Below are 17654 nucleotides of genomic sequence, written 5' to 3' on the forward strand. Positions count from 1 at the left end.
GCGCAGACGGTCCTGTCGTCCGGTTGGTGGGCGCGCTTTTCCGTCGTGCCCCGTTGCGCCGCGTGGATGCGGCCGCAAACCCCGAAAACCGCCGCCTGCGTCAAGCGGGCCAGTGACGAGTCCTGTTCCCATGCCGTTTACCCAGCTTCCCCGCGCCCTTGCCGGCGCGCTTGCCGACCGTGGCTATGCCCAGCCCACCGCCGTCCAGGCCGCCGTTCTCGAACCCGGGGCCGTGGGCCGCGACCTGCTGGTTTCGGCCCAGACCGGCTCGGGCAAGACCGTGGCCTTCGGCCTCGCCTTCGCCGCCGACCTGCTGGGCGATGCCGACCGGCTTGGCCAGCCCGGCGCCCCGCTGGCGCTGGTGATCGCCCCCACCCGCGAACTGGCCCTGCAGGTCGCCACCGAACTGGCCTGGCTCTATGCCCCGGCCGGCGCGCGCATCGCCACCTGCGTGGGCGGCATGAATCCCACGGTCGAACGCCGGGCACTGTATCAGGGCACCCATATCGTGGTGGGCACGCCAGGGCGCCTGCGCGATCACCTCGAACGCGGCGCGCTTGACCTTTCGGCCCTGCGCTGCGCCGTGCTCGACGAGGCCGACGAGATGCTCGACATGGGCTTCCGCGAGGAGCTCGAGGAAATCCTCGACGCCACCCCGGATGGCCGCCGCTCGCTGCTGTTCTCGGCCACCATGCCCCGCCCGATCGCCGCGCTTGCCAAGCGTTACCAGCGCGATGCGCTGCGGATCGAGACGGTGGGCGAGGAGCGCGGCCATGGCGACATCGCCTACCAGGCGGTGGCCGTTGCCCCGGCCGAGATCGAGAATGCCGTGGTCAACCTGCTGCGCTTCCACGAGGCGCAGACCGCGATCCTGTTCTGCGCCACGCGCGACAATGTGCGCCACCTGCACGCCACCCTGACCGAGCGCGGCTTCACGGCCGTGGCGCTTTCGGGCGAGCACAGCCAGAACGAGCGCAACCACGCCCTCCAGGCGCTGCGCGATGGCCGCGCCCGCATTTGCGTGGCGACCGACGTGGCCGCGCGCGGGATCGACATCCCCTCGCTCAGCCTCGTCGTCCATGTCGAGGTGCCGCGCGATGCCGAAGTGCTCCAGCACCGCTCGGGCCGCACCGGCCGCGCGGGCCGCAAGGGCACGGCCGTGCTGGTCGTCCCCTATCCGCGCCGCCGCCGGGTCGAGATGATGCTTCGCAGCGCGCAGGTGGAGGCGCAATGGGTGCCGGTGCCCACCGCCGAGGCCATTCGCGCGCAGGACAACGAGCGCCTGCTGGAGGAACTGCTCAAGCCGATCGAGCCGATCGAGGCCGACGAGGCGCTGGCCGCGACCCTGCTGGAGAAGCGTTCGCCCCAGGACCTCGCCCTGGCGCTGGTCCAGGCCTATCGCGCCAAGCTGCCCGAGCCGGAAGACCTGGCCGAGCAGGATCCGCGCGCGGCCCCGGTGCGGCGCGAAGGCTTCGATGACGTGCAGTGGTTCCGCATGGACATCGGCCGCCGCCAGAACGCCGATCCGCGCTGGCTGTTGCCGCTGCTGTGCCGGCGTGGGCACATCACCCGCAACGAGATCGGCGCGATCCGCATCGGCCAGTTCGAAACCTATTTCCAGGTGCCCAGCGCCATTGCCCGCAAGTTTGCCGACGCGGTCAAGCGCACCGGGGTTGTCGATGCCGAGGACGAACGCGGCATCCGCATCGAGGCTTCGGCCGAAGCCCCGCGCGAGGTGGCCAAGGGCCGGCGGCGTGAAAATGCGGGCGGCGGCGGGGCCGGCGGACCGGGCGGGGCGCCCTATGCCAGTTCCTCGCAGGGTGGCCACGGCCACGGCGCGCCGCGCCCGCACCGCAAGGGTCCGCCGCGCGGGCCGAAGCCGCCGCGGGGTTGAGCGCAAGCTCGTCAACCAGCACCCCGTCGCCCCGGGCCTGACCCGGGGCCGGGCTGCCTTTTGCGACGTTGCGAAAGAAAGCTGGACCCCGGATCAAGTCCGGGGTGACGGGTATTCTGGCTGGCTTGGCGTGTGGCGCTATCCCGCCCGCAGTTCTTCCGCCAGCATCCGGAATTCCTCGCCGCGCGGGCTGTTGCGGCGCCAGACCAGCGCGATCTCGCGGTTGGCCATGGGGCTGGAGAGCGGGCGGGCGACCACGTCGGTGCCGTTGAGGATGCCGGCGTCCACCGCCATTTCGGGGAGCATGGTCAGCCCCAGGCCATTGTCGACCATCTGCACCAGGGTGTGCAGCGAGGTGCCGATCATCGTGGCCGAGGCGCGCAGTTCCGGGCGGTTGCAGGCGGCCAGCGCGTGTTCCTTCAGGCAGTGCCCGTCTTCCAGCAACAGCAGGCGGTGTTCGTCGATCAGCTCGGGCAGGATTTCGTCGGGGAGGCCGCGCGGCCAGAGACCGTCATCCTCCTTGGGGAAGGCGACGAACAGGGCATCGAGCTCGATGGTTTCCTTCTCCACCTCGCCGGTGGGGTAGGGCAGGGCCAGCAGCACGCAATCGGCCCGGCCGTGCTGGAGTGATTCCATCGCCGCCGCGCTGGTTTCCTCGCGCAGGTAGAGCTTGAGGCTGGGGCGCTCGCGGCGCAGGCGCGGGAGCATCCGGGGCAGCAGGAACGGCGCGATCGTGGGGATCACGCTCATCCGCATCTCGCCGGCCAACGGCTGGCCGCTGGACTGGACAAGGTCCGACAGTTCCTCGGCCTCGCGCAGGATGCGATGGGCCTTGGCGACCACCGCATTGCCCAGGGGCGTGAAGCGCACGGTGCGTTTGGTGCGTTCCACCAGGGTCACGCCGAGCAGGGTTTCCAGGTCGCGCAGCCCTGCCGAGAGCGTGGACTGCGAAACGAAGCTGGCCTCCGCCGCGCGGCCGAAGTGCCCATGCTCGTGCAGCGCCACCAGATACTGGAGTTGCTTGAGCGTGGGCTGGAAGACGCTCATTCCTCGATCGAGACCGCGATCCCCGGGCCGCGGTGTTCGTCGGCCGGGTCGGCATCGACTTCGGCCGCATCATCGGCGGCCCTTCTTGCGCCCATTTCCTCGTGGATTTCGTCGATGTGGGTCATCTTGAGGCGTCCGCCGAGCACGGCGAAGGCCAACTTTCCCTCCACCAGCTCCAGCGCGTCGCGGCCGAATTGCTCGAAGCGCCAGCCTTCGAGCAGGGCCAGGTTCTTGCGGACCCCGGCGGCGAGCAGTTCGAGGTCGTCGCTGCGGGCCAGCAGGCGGGAGGCGACGTCGATCTCGCGGGCGCGGATCTTGAGCAGCAGCTTGAGCAGATCGGCCACCAGCGCGCCTTCCTTGCCGAGCGGGGCGCCGCGCGGGGTGCGGGGTGGCAGTTCCTCGTCGGTCAGGGGCTTGGCATTGGCCAGCGTGGCCATCATGCGGCGGCCGATCTCGTTTTCCTTCCAGCCGGCGGACAGGCCGCGCACCTTGCCGAGATCGGCCTGGGCCTTGGGCGGGTGGCTGGCGATATCGGCCAGCGTTTCATCGCGGGCGATGCGGCCGCGCGGGATGTTCTTGTCCTGGGCTTCATATTCGCGCCAGGCGGCCAGCGCCCTCAGGCGGCCGAGCATGGCGGGATTGCGGCCGGAGGCGCGGATGCGTTCCCACGCCTTGTTGGGATCGTTGCGGTAATTCTCGGGATCGGCGAGCTTTTCCATCTCGGCATCGAGCCATTCGCCGCGCCCGGTCTTGATCAGGCGCTTGAGCAGGCGGGGGAAGATTTTCGCCAAGTGGGTGACGTCGCCGATGGCATATTCAAGCTGGCGGGCATCGAGCGGCCGGCGCGACCAGTCGGTAAAGCGGGCACCCTTGTCGATCGAGAAGCCGAGCCACGATTCGACCAGGTTGGAATAGCCGATCTGCTCCGACTGGCTGACCGCCATCATCGCGATCTGGGTGTCGAAGATCGGGTGCGGGGTCTTTCCGGTCAGGTTGTAGATGATTTCCACGTCCTGTCCGCCGGCGTGGAACACCTTGAGCACGTCCTCATTGTCGACCAGCAGGTCGAGCAGGGGGGACAGGTCGAGGCCGGACGCCATCGGATCGACCGCGGCGGCTTCATGCTCGTCGGCGATCTGGATCAGGCACAGCTCGGGCCAATAGGTACTCTCGCGCATGAACTCGGTGTCCACGCAGATGAAATCGGCCTTGGCCAGCCGATCGCACAGCTCGGCGAGGGCATCGGTGGTGGTGATCAGCGGATGTATCTTCATCGGACTTTTCTGTAGAGGGCCACTGTGGGCCTGTGAGCGAGCCCGTGCGGACCCTCGGCTTGACAAAAGGGCGGCCATCGCCTGTTAGCCGCCCCTGATCCGTCCCCCTGCCCGAACGCGGGCCGAATGGAAAGAGTTGTCATGAATCGAGTTGGGCATCCCTACCGATCCCACACCTGCGGCGCCCTGTCCAAGGCGAACGAAGGCGAGACGGTCCGGCTTTCGGGCTGGGTGCACCGCAAGCGCGACCATGGCGGCGTGCTATTCGTGGACCTGCGCGATCACTATGGCATCACCCAGGTCGTCGCCGATGCCGACAGCGCGGCCCTGCCGCTGCTGGAATCGGTGCGCGTGGAAAGCGTGGTCACGATCAACGGCACGGTCAAGGCGCGCGGGGCGGGGACGGTGAACCCCAACCTGCCGACCGGCGCGATCGAGGTCTTCGCCCGCGAGGCCGAGGTGCTGAGCCGCGCCGAGGAACTGCCGATGCCGGTGGCCGGCGAGCAGGACTATCCCGAGGACATCCGCCTGCGCTACCGCTTTTTGGACCTGCGCCGCGAGACGCTGCACGCCAACATCGTCAAGCGCACCAAGGTGATTTCCGATATGCGCCGGCGCATGGAAGCGGCCGGCTTCACCGAATATTCGACCCCGATCCTCACCGCCTCCAGCCCGGAAGGCGCGCGCGATTTCCTCGTGCCCAGCCGCATCCATGCCGGCAAGTTCTATGCGCTGCCCCAAGCGCCGCAGCAGTACAAGCAGCTGCTGATGGTGGCCGGCTTCGACCGCTACTTCCAGATCGCCCCCTGCTTCCGCGACGAGGACCCCCGCGCCGACCGCCTGCCCGGCGAATTCTACCAGCTCGATCTCGAAATGAGCTTCGTCACCCAGGAGGAAATCTGGGAAACGATGGAGCCGGTGATCGGCGGCGTGTTCGAGGCCTTCGCCGATGGCAAGAAGGTCACGCCGAGCGGCAGCTTCCCGCGCATTCCCTATTCGGAATCGATGCTCAAGTACGGGTCCGACAAGCCCGACCTGCGAAATCCGCTGATCATCTCCGACGTTTCGGCGCACTTCACCCAGAGCGGCTTTGGCCTGTTCGAGAAGATCGTCGGCTCGGGCGGGGTGGTGCGCGCCATTCCGGCGCCCGCCACGGCCGACAAGAGCCGCAAGTTCTTCGACGACATGAACGACTGGGCGCGTTCCGAAGGTCATGCGGGCCTCGGCTATGTCACCCGCAAGGGCGGCGAGTTTGGCGGGCCGATCGCCAAGAACCACGGGGCCGAAGGCATGGAGAAGCTCTATGCCGAGCTGGGCCTCGGGGCGGACGACGGCCTGTTCTTCGCCGCCGGCAAGGAAGGCCAGGCCGCCAAGCTGGCCGGCGCGGCGCGCACCCGGGTGGGCGAGCAGCTTGGCCTGATCGACCAGGACCGCTTCGAGCTGTGCTGGATCGTCGACTTCCCGTTCTACGAATGGGATGAGGACAACAAGAAAGTCGAGTTCAGCCACAACCCGTTCTCGATGCCGCAGGGCGGGATGGAGGCCTTGCAAACGCAGGACCCGCTGACCATCAACGCCTACCAATACGACCTCGTCTGCAACGGCTTCGAGATCGCCTCCGGCTCGATCCGCAACCAGGACCCGGCCACCATGGTCAAGGCCTTCGAGATCGTGGGCCTCAGCCAGGCCGACGTGGAGGAACGTTTCGGCGGGCTTTACCGCGCCTTCCAGTATGGCGCCCCGCCGCACGGCGGCATGGCCGCGGGCGTGGACCGCGTGGTCATGCTGATCTGCGGCGCGCAGAACCTGCGCGAGATCACCCTGTTCCCGATGAACCAGCGCGCCGAGGACCTCCTCATGGGCGCACCTTCGCCGGCCGAGCCCAAGCAGCTGCGCGAACTGCATATGCGGGTGGTCGAACCGCCGAAGGGGTGATAGCCTCCCCGGCGCCTTAAATGGATCAGGCCGGCTCCGGGTTGGGCCGGCCCCGGCGGCGATGCCGGTCCTGGCAATGGCAGAGCGCCGAGGCGTTGGCGGGCGCCGAGGCTATGGCCGTGAAGCCCCCTGGCTTGGATCCGGCGCATGGCGTGCCGGGAGAGCAGGAGTGCACCTGATGCAGCAGCAGATTTCGCTGATCACCCTTGGCGTTGCCGATCTGGCGCGCGCGAAGCGATTCTACACTGAGGGCTTCGGCTGGGCGCCAGTCTTCGAGGCGGCCGACATCGCCTTTTTCCAGATGAACGGGCTGATGCTGGGGCTGTGGGATCGGGCGGCGTTGGCCGAAGATTCGGCCCGAACGGGAGCGGCGGGCTCGGGCTCCGTGGCCCTGGCGCACAATGTCGGAAACCGCGAGGCGGTCGATGCGGCCATCGACCAACTGGTCGCCGCCGGGGCGAGCCTGCTTCGCGCACCCGATGCGCCGCTCCATGGCGGATACCGCGGCTATGTCGCCGATCCCGATGGCCATGTTTGGGAAATCGCGTGGAATCCCTCCTGGCGGGTCGATGGGGACGGGCGCGTCACATTCGGGGTGTGAGTTGGGGCGCGGGCGGGGACAGGCGTCTGACGCCCCCGCTTTTCCACACCCCGCCGCCTCAGGCGGCATCCGTGCCGCGCTGGCTCTTGCCAGCACGGAATCTCGGCATTAGGGCGGCTGCCAACTGTTTCATCTCCCGTTCACGAGAGGACTATCCATGAGCGACACCGCCGACCGCGTTAAGAAGATCGTTGTCGAGCACCTCGGCGTCGAAGCCGACAAGGTCACCGAAGACGCGAGCTTCATCGACGACCTGGGTGCCGACAGCCTCGACATCGTTGAGCTGGTGATGGCCTTCGAGGAAGAATTCGGCGTGGAAATCCCCGACGATGCCGCCGAGAAGATCAGCACCGTCTCGGATGCGATCAAGTACATCAACGACAACAAGGGCTGAGGCCCTTACGTCCCATGCCCGTGGCGGGTGGCCGGATCGCGAAGCGCGGTTCGCCCGCGCCGCAGGGCAGCCAGCAGGCCCGTCCCGTCAGGGTCTGGGCCTGTTGCCTTTTCTCGCCAGCCGTTTAACCCGCGCGGCCAAGAGAATATTTCGGAGCAGCCTATGCGTCGCGTCGTCGTTACCGGTCTTGGCCTTGTCACCCCGCTCGGGGCTGATGTCGAAACAGTCTGGGCCAACCTGATCGCCGGAAAGTCCGGCGCCGGCCCGATCACCCGGTTCGATGCGAGCGACCAGAAGTGCCGCATCGCCTGCGAGGTCAAGCCGGCCGACCATGAATATGGCTTCGATCCGAACAAGCGCGTGGATCACAAGGTCCAGCGCCAGGTCGATCCGTTCATCGTCTATGGCATCGATGCCGCAGGCCAGGCGATCGAGGATGCCGGCCTCACCGACATGGACGAAGCCATGCGGCTGCGCGCCGGCTGCTCGATCGGTTCGGGAATCGGCGGCCTGCCGGGGATCGAGAGCGAATCGCTCGTGCTCCACGAAAAGGGGCCGAGCCGGGTTTCCCCGCACTTCGTCCACGGCCGCCTGATCAACCTGATCTCGGGCCAGGTCTCGATCAAGTATGGCCTGATGGGGCCGAATCACGCGGTGGTCACCGCCTGCTCCACTGGCGCCCACTCGATCGGCGATGCCGCGCGGATGATCCGCGACGACGATGCCGACATCATGCTGGCCGGCGGCGCGGAAGGCACCATCTGCCCGATCGGCATCGCCGGCTTCGCCCAGGCCCGCGCTCTCTCCACTGCCTTCAACGACGAGCCGACGCGCGCCAGCCGCCCCTATGACCAGGCCCGCGATGGCTTCGTCATGGGCGAAGGCGCCGGCGTGGTCGTGCTGGAAGAATATGAACACGCCAAGGCGCGCGGCGCGAAGATCTATGCCGAAGTGGTCGGCTATGGCCTCTCGGGCGATGCCTATCACGTGACCGCGCCCCACCCGGAAGGCTCGGGCGCGTTCCGTTCGATGCAGATGGCGCTCAAGAAGGCGGGCATGACCCCGGCCGACATCGACTACATCAACGCCCACGGCACCTCGACTCCGCTGGGCGACGAGCTGGAACTGGGCGCGGTGCGCCGCCTGTTCGGCGATGCGATCCAGACCGTTTCGATGTCGTCGACCAAGTCGGCTATCGGCCACCTGCTGGGCGGAGCCGGCGCGGTGGAATCGATCTTCTGCATCCTCGCGCTGCGCGACCAGGTCGTGCCCCCCACGCTCAACCTCGACAATCCGAGCGAGAGCTGCGTGGGCGTCGACCTCGTGCCGCACACCGCGAAGAAGCGCGAAGTGCGCGCCGTGCTGAACAATTCGTTCGGCTTCGGCGGCACCAATGCCAGCCTGGTGATGAAGAAGATCTGAGCTCATGGGCCGCCGCGGCAAGCTGTTGGTGCTGGTCGCGGCGGCGCTTGCTCTGGCCTGGGGGCTGGGCGGCTGGTTCGTGCCCGGGCCACTGGGCAAGGACGCCGAGTTCGTTGTCCGCAGCGGCGACAGTTTTGGGACGGTGGTCGAGAACCTGAGTGATGCCGGGGCCATTTCCTCGCCGCTCGCCTTCAAGCTGCGCGCGCGCCTGCTGGGTGGCGGCGCGCCGATCAAGGCGGGAACCTTCCTCCTGCCGAGCGGCGCCAGCCAGCGCACGCTGGTGGACATTCTCCAGGGCGGCAGGATCATCCGCCGCTTCGTAACGGTGCCAGAAGGTATGCCGTCGATCATGGTGGCCGAACGCCTGGCCGCGCAGCCCAACCTCACCGGTGATGTCGCCACGCCGCCGGAAGGCTCGGTCCTGCCCGATACCTACGAGATTGGCATGGGCGAGAGCCGGCAGGCGGTGGTTCTGCGGATGCAGGCGGCCATGCAGCGCGAGTTGAAGGCGCTGTGGGTGCGGCGCTCGCCGTCCACCGTGGCGAAAAGCCCCGAGGAGGCACTGGTTCTGGCCTCGATCGTCGAGAAGGAAACCGGCAAGCCGGCCGAGCGGGCAATGGTCGCCGGGCTCTATTCCAACCGGCTGCGCCAGGGCATGATGCTCCAGGCCGATCCCACGATCATCTATCCGATCACCAGGGGCAAGCCGCTGGGGCGCCGCATCCGCCAATCGGAAATCGCGGCGGTGAACGGCTACAACACCTATTCGATGGTCGGCCTGCCGGAAGGGCCGATCACCAATCCCGGGCGCGCGTCTATCGAGGCCGTGCTCGATCCGGCGCCGACCGACGCGCTCTACATGGTGGCCGACGGCACCGGCGGCCACGCCTTTGCCGCCACGCTGGAAGAGCACAACCGCAACGTGGCGAAGTGGTTCGCCCTGCGCCGCGCGCGCGGGGAATTGTAGGCCGGAACCGGCCCTTTGGAACCGGCAGCCTCCGGCGCGGGTTCTCCCCTCAGCACAGAGGAGGCGCCCATGTTCCGTCGCGAGATTCCCGATGTCACCCTCAAGACCCGCGTCCGCGACGATGCGCTCGGCGGCGACAATCCGTTCCGCTGGCAGGACCTGAAGCTGCGCGACGAATTTGCCGGCCGGCGGGTGATCGTCTTCTCGCTGCCCGGCGCCTTCACCCCGACCTGCTCGAACGAGCAGTGCCCGGCCTTCGAGCGGCTGCACGATGAATTCGCCAAGGTCGGGATCGACGGGGTCTATTGCATCGCGGTCAACGATGCCTTCGTCATGTACCAGTGGGGGCTGAAGCTGGGGGTGAACAAGGTCCGCCTCCTGCCGGACGGATCGGGCCACTTCACCCGCCGGATGGGGATGCTGATCGACAAGGATCACCTTGGCTTCGGCCTGCGTTCGTGGCGTTATGCGATGGTGGTGGACGACAACCGCATCACCCACTGGTTCGAGGAGCCCGGGATCAATGACACTGGGGCCGATAGTGATCCCTATGGCGAGACCGCGCCCGAGCACATCCTGCGCGCCTTGCAAGACCCGGCGCCGGCCATGGGCGCCGAGGAGCTGGCCGCGACCTGACCGGCGGGCGGCGGGCACCGAGTCATGAGCGGACCGGGCGAACGGGCCGGGCCGTTCATCGTCACGGCGGAACTGCCGGCGCCGGTCCTCGCCTGGGCCGATGGCCTGCGCCGCGCCCATTTCCCGCCCGAACGCAATCACCTGGCCGCCCATGTCACGCTGTTCCACGCCTTCGCGCCCTCGCTGCGCGAAGAGCTGCGGCCGCTGCTCGCCGGCATGGCGGCTGACCACGCGCCCGTTCCGGCGCGGGTCAGCGGCCTGATGAACCTGGGGCGGGGGACAGCCATCGCGCTCCACAGCCCGGCCATGCTGGCCCTGCGCGCGGCCATCGCCGACCATTTCCACGGCGCACTGACCGCCCAGGACCAGCACCCGCCGCGCCTGCACATCACCGTGCAGAACAAGGTCAGCCCGGCCGAGGCGAGGGCGCTCCAGCAGGCGCTCGCCGGGCTGGTGCCCGACCGCGAATTCGCCTTCGCTGGCCTTGGCCTGCACCGCTATCTCGGCCCCGAATGGGAGACGGTCGGGCGCTGGCCATTCCGGGGTGCAAGAGGTGTTGACCAGCCCGCGCGGCGCGGCTAGGAGCGCGGCCTGCCCGGCTTGCGCCGGGGGCCTGATGGGGCGGAGTAGCTCAGCCGGTTAGAGCAGCGGAATCATAATCCGCGTGTCGGGGGTTCGAGTCCCTCCTCCGCTACCATCCATATCCTTGAATTTTCGATGGCTTTTCAAGCGAGGCGAGTGGTTGGCGCGGCTGGCCATTTGGCATCGTGTTGCGCCGATTTCCGGCGGTTTCCTACGTTTCCATCCGATCGCTCGCAACTCCGTGCAACACCTTTGCGACAAGGATTCTTGGCGGGGGAGGGGTGGTCTGCATCCTTGGGTCATCGATCGGCGGGACCGCAATGGATCGTATTCGCGTGCATCCGCAGTTCAGACTTTGACCCTAGCCGTGCGGCGGGGGGAGGGCAGAATCTGATGGGCCAGGTTCATGTGGACCGCCCTGTGTCCCGCATGAAAACGCAAACAAAGTTGTTCGCCCGCGTGGGCGCGCGCGAGGCTTTGGTCAGTCGCAGCTGAAGTTTGCAGATGATCTAGGAAAATCCTGGCGGCTGGGCGCAAGGCCTCTAGCGCACCTTCCAGACTTGTTTGGGGGTAGCCCCTTGGCCGCGATATGGTAATCCGGGCCTTGTCGCCAACCCGGCACAGCCCATGCGTTCGGAGTCCCATGCGCTATTTCCGTCTTCGTTCGGCCCTGGTGGCGCTTACCTTCCTCTCGGTCCCGGTTGCCCATGCACAGCAGGCGGAGACCGCCGCCAGCGCTACCACGACAGACAGCGCTGCGGATTTGGGCGATGGTTTTCGGTCCCCACCCGGCAGCGCTCATCCGCGGGTCTGGTGGCACTGGTTGTCAGGCAACGTCAGCCAGGATGGAATCACCAAGGATTTTGAATGGATGAAGCGCGTCGGCATTGCCGGTGCGATGATGTTTGACGGGAATCTCGGCGGCGCCAAGATCGTTCCCCACCCCGTCACGGTCCTCAGTCCTGCGTGGTACGACAACCTCCGTTTTGCCGCCGGGGAAGCAGAGCGGCTCGGGCTGGAATTTACCATGGCGGCAGCGCCCGGCTGGAGCGAGACGGGTGGCCCCTGGGTAAAGCCGGAACAGGCCATGAAGAAATTCGTCTGGTCCGAGACGCGCGTTTCCGGTCGGCAACGCGCTGGCCAGCTTGCGCCCCTGCCCAGCGCGGTGGGGCCGTTTCAGGGCATCAAGCGGCCGGGGGCCAAGACGCCGGCGATGGCGCGTGACGTGGCGGTACTCGCCTTCCGCGCGCCGAAGGGCGAAAAGCTGCTCGCGGCCTTGAACCCCACGATCTCAACCAGCGTGGCGGGGGTCGATGCCCGACGGTTTGCCGACGGCGATCTGAACACCCTGACAAGGATCCCGAACCCGACACCGGGCCAGCCCCAATGGGTCCGCTATGATTTTGCGAAGCCGCAGACGATCCGCGCGCTGACCTATGTCGGTATGTTGGGCGGCCAGTTCGCGGAAGGCCCGGCCGGGCGGATCGAGGCAAGCGACGACGGCGCCAATTGGCGGACGATCCGCACGCTGGTGGGGGCCGTGCATCATCCTGCGCCGCAGCGCACCCTGGCCTTCCCGGCCACGACAGCCAGGCATTTCCGCGTCGTGTTCGATCGCGGGGTGCTGTCGCGCGAGTCCTACAAGCCGTCGAAAATCGAACTGGCCGAACTCGCCCTGGTGCCCGGGGCGCGGGTTGATCTCTTCGAGGATCGCGCCGGATTCGGCGTCCTCGCGGAAGTCGACCAGCAGCCGACGCCCGAGGTCGCGCCCGCCGCCGCCATCCGTGCATCCGGCATCCTCGACCTGACCGACCGCCTGCGTCCCGATGGCACGCTGGACTGGACCGCGCCTGCGGGCCAATGGATCGTATTGCGTACCGGCTGGTCGCTGACGGGAGAGATCAATCATCCGGCGACGCCGGAAGGCACCGGGCTGGAAGTTGACAAACTCAATGCGGACCATGTCCGCGCGCATCTTGATGGCTATGTCACCCCGGTCATCCAGCGACTGAACGGATTGGTCGGCGAGCGCGGACTGCGCTATTTGCTGACCGATAGCTGGGAAGCCGGCCAGGAAAACTGGACGGAGCCGATGCCGGCCGAGTTCAGCCGCCGGCGCGGCTACGACCTCATGCGAATGTTGCCGGTCCTGGCCGGCTACGTTGTGGACAGCGCCGAGAAGAGCGATGCCTTCCTGTGGGATTTCCGCCGAACGCTGGCCGATCTCGTCGCGGAAAACCACTACGGAACGATCACCCGTTTCGCCAAGGAACACAAGCTGGGCTACTATGGGGAAGCGACAGGCACGGCATGGCCGACGGTCGCGGACGGGATGCTGGCCAAGAGTCAGACGGACATTCCCATGGGCGAGTTCTGGACGTTTCCCGTGGGCGGCAAACCATTCTCCTATCATCGGGTCCCCACTGATGAATTCCCGGCCGACATCATCGAGACCCGTTCGACGGCCCATGTCTACGGCAAGCCCCTGGTCGCCGCGGAGGCGCTGACTTCGGCGTTGCCGCTGTGGATCTCGACGCCGTGGAGGCTCAAATGGATTGCCGACCGCTACATGGCGATGGGCGTCAATCGCCTTGTCATTCACACATCGGTGCACCAGCCGACCGATGATCGCAGGCCCGGACTGTCATTGGGGCCATTCGGCCAGACCTTCACCCGTCACGAAACCTGGGGCGAGATGGCGAAGCCGTGGATCGATTATCTGTCGCGTGGCTCCTACCTGCTGCAACAGGGCGCCCCCATCGCCGATGTCCTCTATTTCTATGGGGAGGGCGCGCCCTCGGGCGTCCCCTATGACCGCGAGGGCGAGCCGGCGGATCTGCGCCAGTTCGGTTTCGACTATGTCAACGCGGATGCGCTGACCCGTCTGGCCAAGGTGGAAGACGGGCGCATCGCCTTTCCGGGCGGAGCCTCCTACAAGGTGCTCGTCCTGCCCGGGTCCACCACCCGCATGACGCTCCCGATGGTGACACGGTTGCGCGACCTCGTCGCGGCGGGCGCGGTTCTGGTCGGTCCCCGGCCCATGGCCTCGCCCAGCCTGTCATCCGACAGCGCGGCGGTCCGCATGATCGCGGATCAACTCTGGGGCAAGGCTGATGACGGCACGCCGGCGCCGCGCAGCTTCGGCAAGGGCCGGGTCTATGCACAGGCCGACGTGCTCCAGGTGCTGGCGGCGGAACGGGTGTTGCCCGATTTCGAGGCGCGGCCAGCCGATCCGGCAATGGATTTGCGGTTCGCCCATCGTCGGATCGCCGATGGCGACATCTATTTCGTCACCAACCAGAGCGGTGTGGCGGCGACCGTTCCGATACGGTTTCGCGTAACCGGCAAGCAGCCCGAGCGGTGGGACGCGACCGATGGGAGCAAGCGTGCCCTCAGCTATCGCGGCATGGGCGATTACACCGAAGTGCCCTTGGCGCTGGGCGCGTATGAATCGGTATTCGTGGTTTTCCGCAGGCCGGCGACATCGCCCGCGCTGGACGTTGCATCGCCCGTCGAGCACACGGTGATGACGCTCGACAATGGCTGGACGCTGTCCATCCCTGCGCCTTCCGGGGGCGCGCCGATCAGGACATCCGCCGCCGTCGGATCCTGGACCGAGAGCGATCGTGCGGACCAGCGCTATTTCTCCGGCGTTGCCACCTATGCGCGTGAATTGCGGGTCGGGTCGGACCCGCGCCCGAAGGGGAGCCGCACCCTTCTTGATCTGGGGCAGGTGGGCGACGTGGCGGAGGTCTACATCAATGGCACCCTGGCAGGCACCGCCTGGAAACCGCCCTATCGCGTGGACATAACCGATTGGCTGGTATCGGGACGCAACCGGATCGAGGTCAAGGTTGCCAACACATGGCAAAATCGCATTGTCGGCGACCTCCAGCCAAACGCCGAAACGCGGACGTGGACCAATATGGGGGCCGGATCGCTTACCGCATCGACCCCGCTTACCCCTTCCGGACTGATCGGTCCGGTCAGGCTGATCCGTTCCGATGCCGTCGAGCCATGAACGGTCTCGTCAGGCCCGGTTCGCGCTCGGCGATCCACAAGTCGTGGCCCGGACAATGACCGGCGCCTGATTGCGGCCTGCCGCGCATCCCGGTCGGATTCCGGCGGCCGGTGCGCGAAGGGCGCGAACCGCAATGCGACGACCGACTGGGGGGCGTTTCGGCGGTGTGTCCCACGGTCTTCGGGATCCGGCATTCCCTTACTCGATCACCAGGACTTCGTGGATCAGGATCGAGGGGATCCGGGCTGAGGCCCAGCCATCCGCTATGCTCAACGCGACGGGCTTGTCGGCGACGAGCAGGCGCGCCGTGGCAGGTTTGATACCGGCCGCCAGTCGCACCCGCACATCGAGCGGTCCCACCGCGACCGGATCCTCGATCGGCTTGCGCCAGGCGCCGGCATTGTTGAGGTTTGTTACGTGAAGGATCATTCGCGTAGGCTGGCGATAGAGATTGCAGTCGAATAACCCGTGCCCTTCGACGGTGACCGGCAGGCTGTCTCGCGCGATCCAGCGTACGAGATTGGCGAGGAGATCCGCGTGGTCGGGGTGATTGTGCCGTTCGTATTGGCGGTCAATGTCCGCAGGCAGGAACGCGGTGCGGCCGCCGTCGGCGCGCTCGTGGACGACCAGGCCCGGCAGGTCCGTGGGGGCGGACTGGAGGACTGCGTCTTCGGGCGGATTGGTTGCGACGGGCGGGACGTAGGTCAGGAGCACGGTGGCGTTGGAATCCACCCGCAGGGATCCCAGGTTGCCGCCGAAATATATCAGGTCGGTTGCATCGAAGCCGGCAAGTGCGGGATGTCGGGCGATGCCCGGGGCGACGGGTGGCTCATCAGCGCGGTGCGGACCGGCAGCGTTGCGGCGCAGGCTCGGATTCAGGCGCAGGAGCGATTGGGGGCTTGAGTTTTCGGCGATCAGCGATTTGGGCACATAGCTTCCCGCACCCTGAAGCATACTTGTCTGGATATAGCCGAGGACGTCCTCGGTCAGCCCCTTCGCTGGAGGCGGTGCCGGTTTCGCGCCATCGACGTGCGCTCCGAAGATATCGGCAAGGGCGAAGTCGGCTCGGGCCGAGCCGTATCGATCGAGCCGTGACGTGTTGCCGGTTGCCAGGATTCCTCCACCGCGGGCGGCGAAGCGCTGGACGGACTGGATCTGCTCGTCGGTCATGGCCGCGAGGTTGGGGAGGACGATGCCGGTCAGTGCGGCCGCATCCCGGTCAAGATTGTCGGCGTGAACGACCACGAAAGGAATGCGCGCCCGGATCAATGCGTTGACCATGCCCTGGAACGGGGATCGGACGAGATCGCCGACGGCGTCGCGTCCATGGAAAATGTTGTTGGTATCGCTCCAGACGAGACCGACGGTGGCGACCGGACGGCGATCGAAAAGGTATTCCTGATTGCGCTCATGCCATTGCAGGATCGGGGGAAGCATCGGAAAACGGCGTTTGTCCTGCGAGTAACCGCCGATGCCGTTCCACCAGGGCCGCGCCCCGCCAGCCATTCCTTCGTACATCCAGGCGGACAATTCGTCTTGATGGGGCGAAGTCAATCGCGGCGCGTAGAGCGCGGAGGCGATGGTAATCGGCTTCTTCCAGTCGACCAGGCCGTTGAGCGTTCGGGCGAAGACGCTGTTGTCGGCCAGGCCCGATTCGTCTTCCGGCGCCTGGTGATCGATCATCATCAGCGGCGCGCGCTCAGCGATGCGCTTGAGATTGCGCGTCAGCATCGAGCCGATCAACTGGCCCAGCCACAGGCAATCGGGACCGCCGGCGTCCTGCGCTACCTTGTTGCTGTAGTCCCACAAGGCCAGCACGCGCTCGCCATTCCATTCGATCCAGCGGCGAAACAGGGGATCATCCCAGTTCCGGGCGCGCGGGAGAGCCTCGCCCACGTCCTGCTTGAACAACGAAGTGCAACGCTCGCAGTAGCAGAGGGCATAGTTCGGACCCCAGCCGCTGAGCGTGAAACCCGACGGGCGATAGCGATGGGCCACTTCGCGAACGATATCGGCGCCGTAGGTGTAGAAGTACCCGCCATTCATGCAGGGCGTGGCCAGCCGCTTGCCCTTGGCGTCGACGTTCGCCCAATCCGGATACTTCGCGACCAGTTCCGGCGAACCGCGCAGCGACAGGCGGGCAAGGACCTCGAGCCCATCGTCGCGGCTCGCCTTGACGAGATCGCCAAAGAAGTCCCTGCCGCCCAATTGCGGCGCGATCCGCTGGTCGGGAATCCTGGATGGGTAGAACGCGACATGGCCCCCCGCGCTCAGCATGACGCCCTGCGAACGGGTGGCGCGCCAGTATTCGCGCCAGAATGCGAGGTCCGGTTGAGCGACATCGTCGGTCGTGAAATTGACCTGGGCCCAGCGCCGGACCCGCTGATACCACGGCGTGGCCGAGGTGCGTGCTGCCGCCCGTGCGCCCGTCGAGGTGGCAAGGCCGGTGGCGCTGGCAATTGCTCCGAATTGCCGACGGGTAACTTTGATGGCGGCCTCCTCAACCCGGTCTTACAGTTCCGGTTCGCCGGCAAAACTAGTGCACCAGTGATCTCCCGTATAGGGCGGGCTTGAACTGCCGGGATGATCATGAACCGGGCAACTGTTTCCTGGCCGGAGGTGTCACCTTCGGTCGGGATGCCCCGTGCCGGATTTCTCGGGGTCCATCTGGAATGCGTTTCGCGGCCGCAGGGGGCGATCATGCCGCCACGCGCTCCTTGGCTGCAGGTCGGGCGCGCCATGCAGGCTCATCATTCCCATCCTTGAAATTGCGATTGCCTTGAAGCCGATCCCGGGGCCGGCGCCATGTGACGGGTATGCGGCGAGTCAGGCTGGCTTCCGGCGGCTCCGCCGGGCGATGCGGCGCAAGCGGGGGAGGCAA

Annotated in this window: 12 protein-coding genes and 1 tRNA gene; 10 read left to right on the top strand and 3 right to left on the bottom strand. The window is 66.9% G+C overall.

Annotation, left to right across the window (positions count from 1 at the left end; all coding sequences use genetic code 11):
* The first annotated feature begins 130 nt into the window (after positions 1 to 130).
* A complete protein-coding gene (locus ACFOD9_RS05195; RefSeq protein ID WP_379509029.1) occupies positions 131 to 1894 on the top strand; it encodes a DEAD/DEAH box helicase in 1764 nt (587 codons plus the stop codon).
* Between the two features lie 138 nt (positions 1895 to 2032).
* On the opposite strand, the gene ACFOD9_RS05200 is transcribed toward ACFOD9_RS05195, so the two are convergent.
* Both ACFOD9_RS05200 and rnd read right to left on the bottom strand, forming a co-directional pair.
* Positions 2033 to 2941 (bottom strand): hydrogen peroxide-inducible genes activator, encoded by a 909-nt coding sequence (locus ACFOD9_RS05200; RefSeq protein ID WP_379509030.1) that lies wholly within the window; start codon positions 2939 to 2941, stop codon positions 2033 to 2035.
* Positions 2938 to 4215: a ribonuclease D gene (gene rnd / locus ACFOD9_RS05205; RefSeq protein WP_379509031.1), complete on the bottom strand. Its 1278-nt coding sequence runs from the start codon at positions 4213 to 4215 to the stop codon at positions 2938 to 2940. The genes ACFOD9_RS05200 and rnd overlap by 4 nt, the downstream gene beginning before the upstream one ends.
* 141 nt (positions 4216 to 4356) lie before the next feature.
* Between rnd and aspS the strand changes: the two genes are divergently transcribed.
* From aspS to ACFOD9_RS05250, 9 genes are all read left to right on the top strand, one after another.
* Positions 4357 to 6150, top strand: coding sequence for an aspartate--tRNA ligase (aspS, locus tag ACFOD9_RS05210; RefSeq protein ID WP_379509032.1), 1794 nt, complete (start codon positions 4357 to 4359; stop codon positions 6148 to 6150).
* A gap of 178 nt (positions 6151 to 6328) precedes the next feature.
* Positions 6329 to 6751, top strand: a complete 423-nt coding sequence (locus ACFOD9_RS05215; protein WP_379509033.1) for a VOC family protein — start codon at positions 6329 to 6331, stop codon at positions 6749 to 6751.
* A 157-nt stretch (positions 6752 to 6908) separates the two neighbouring features.
* The gene (locus ACFOD9_RS05220) at positions 6909 to 7145 is read left to right on the top strand and encodes an acyl carrier protein (protein ID WP_185664839.1); all 237 of its coding nucleotides are present in this window, start codon (positions 6909 to 6911) and stop codon (positions 7143 to 7145) included.
* 162 nt (positions 7146 to 7307) lie between these two features.
* Complete coding sequence (gene fabF / locus ACFOD9_RS05225; RefSeq protein WP_379509034.1) at positions 7308 to 8567, top strand: beta-ketoacyl-ACP synthase II; 1260 nt, start codon at positions 7308 to 7310, stop codon at positions 8565 to 8567.
* 4 nt (positions 8568 to 8571) lie between these two features.
* The gene (mltG, locus tag ACFOD9_RS05230; RefSeq protein WP_379509035.1) at positions 8572 to 9534 is read left to right on the top strand and encodes an endolytic transglycosylase MltG; all 963 of its coding nucleotides are present in this window, start codon (positions 8572 to 8574) and stop codon (positions 9532 to 9534) included.
* A 69-nt stretch (positions 9535 to 9603) separates the two neighbouring features.
* Positions 9604 to 10170: a peroxiredoxin gene (locus tag ACFOD9_RS05235; protein ID WP_379509036.1), complete on the top strand. Its 567-nt coding sequence runs from the start codon at positions 9604 to 9606 to the stop codon at positions 10168 to 10170.
* Positions 10171 to 10194: 24 nt separating this feature from the next.
* The gene (locus tag ACFOD9_RS05240) at positions 10195 to 10752 is read left to right on the top strand and encodes a 2'-5' RNA ligase family protein (RefSeq protein WP_379509037.1); all 558 of its coding nucleotides are present in this window, start codon (positions 10195 to 10197) and stop codon (positions 10750 to 10752) included.
* 38 nt (positions 10753 to 10790) lie between these two features.
* Positions 10791 to 10867, top strand: a tRNA-Met gene (locus ACFOD9_RS05245).
* Positions 10868 to 11395: 528 nt separating this feature from the next.
* Positions 11396 to 14773 (top strand): glycosyl hydrolase, encoded by a 3378-nt coding sequence (locus ACFOD9_RS05250; RefSeq protein WP_379509038.1) that lies wholly within the window; start codon positions 11396 to 11398, stop codon positions 14771 to 14773.
* A 198-nt stretch (positions 14774 to 14971) separates the two neighbouring features.
* Here ACFOD9_RS05250 and ACFOD9_RS05255 read toward each other — a convergent pair whose 3' ends face one another.
* Positions 14972 to 17050, bottom strand: coding sequence for an alpha-amylase family protein (locus ACFOD9_RS05255; RefSeq protein WP_379509039.1), 2079 nt, complete (start codon positions 17048 to 17050; stop codon positions 14972 to 14974).
* Positions 17051 to 17654 lie beyond the last annotated feature (604 nt).

The sequence above is a fragment of the Novosphingobium bradum genome, assembly GCF_042646485.1.
GTDB lineage: Bacteria > Pseudomonadota > Alphaproteobacteria > Sphingomonadales > Sphingomonadaceae > Novosphingobium > Novosphingobium bradum.

Coding starts and splice junctions, on each gene's coding strand:
- ACFOD9_RS05195 (WP_379509029.1), top strand. CDS start 131: ATGCCGTTTACCCAGCTTCCCCGCGCCCTTGCCGGCGCGCTTGCCGAC.
- ACFOD9_RS05200 (WP_379509030.1), bottom strand. CDS start 2,941: ATGAGCGTCTTCCAGCCCACGCTCAAGCAACTCCAGTATCTGGTGGCG.
- rnd (WP_379509031.1), bottom strand. CDS start 4,215: ATGAAGATACATCCGCTGATCACCACCACCGATGCCCTCGCCGAGCTG.
- aspS (WP_379509032.1), top strand. CDS start 4,357: ATGAATCGAGTTGGGCATCCCTACCGATCCCACACCTGCGGCGCCCTG.
- ACFOD9_RS05215 (WP_379509033.1), top strand. CDS start 6,329: ATGCAGCAGCAGATTTCGCTGATCACCCTTGGCGTTGCCGATCTGGCG.
- ACFOD9_RS05220 (WP_185664839.1), top strand. CDS start 6,909: ATGAGCGACACCGCCGACCGCGTTAAGAAGATCGTTGTCGAGCACCTC.
- fabF (WP_379509034.1), top strand. CDS start 7,308: ATGCGTCGCGTCGTCGTTACCGGTCTTGGCCTTGTCACCCCGCTCGGG.
- mltG (WP_379509035.1), top strand. CDS start 8,572: ATGGGCCGCCGCGGCAAGCTGTTGGTGCTGGTCGCGGCGGCGCTTGCT.
- ACFOD9_RS05235 (WP_379509036.1), top strand. CDS start 9,604: ATGTTCCGTCGCGAGATTCCCGATGTCACCCTCAAGACCCGCGTCCGC.
- ACFOD9_RS05240 (WP_379509037.1), top strand. CDS start 10,195: ATGAGCGGACCGGGCGAACGGGCCGGGCCGTTCATCGTCACGGCGGAA.
- ACFOD9_RS05250 (WP_379509038.1), top strand. CDS start 11,396: ATGCGCTATTTCCGTCTTCGTTCGGCCCTGGTGGCGCTTACCTTCCTC.
- ACFOD9_RS05255 (WP_379509039.1), bottom strand. CDS start 17,050: ATGCTGAGCGCGGGGGGCCATGTCGCGTTCTACCCATCCAGGATTCCC.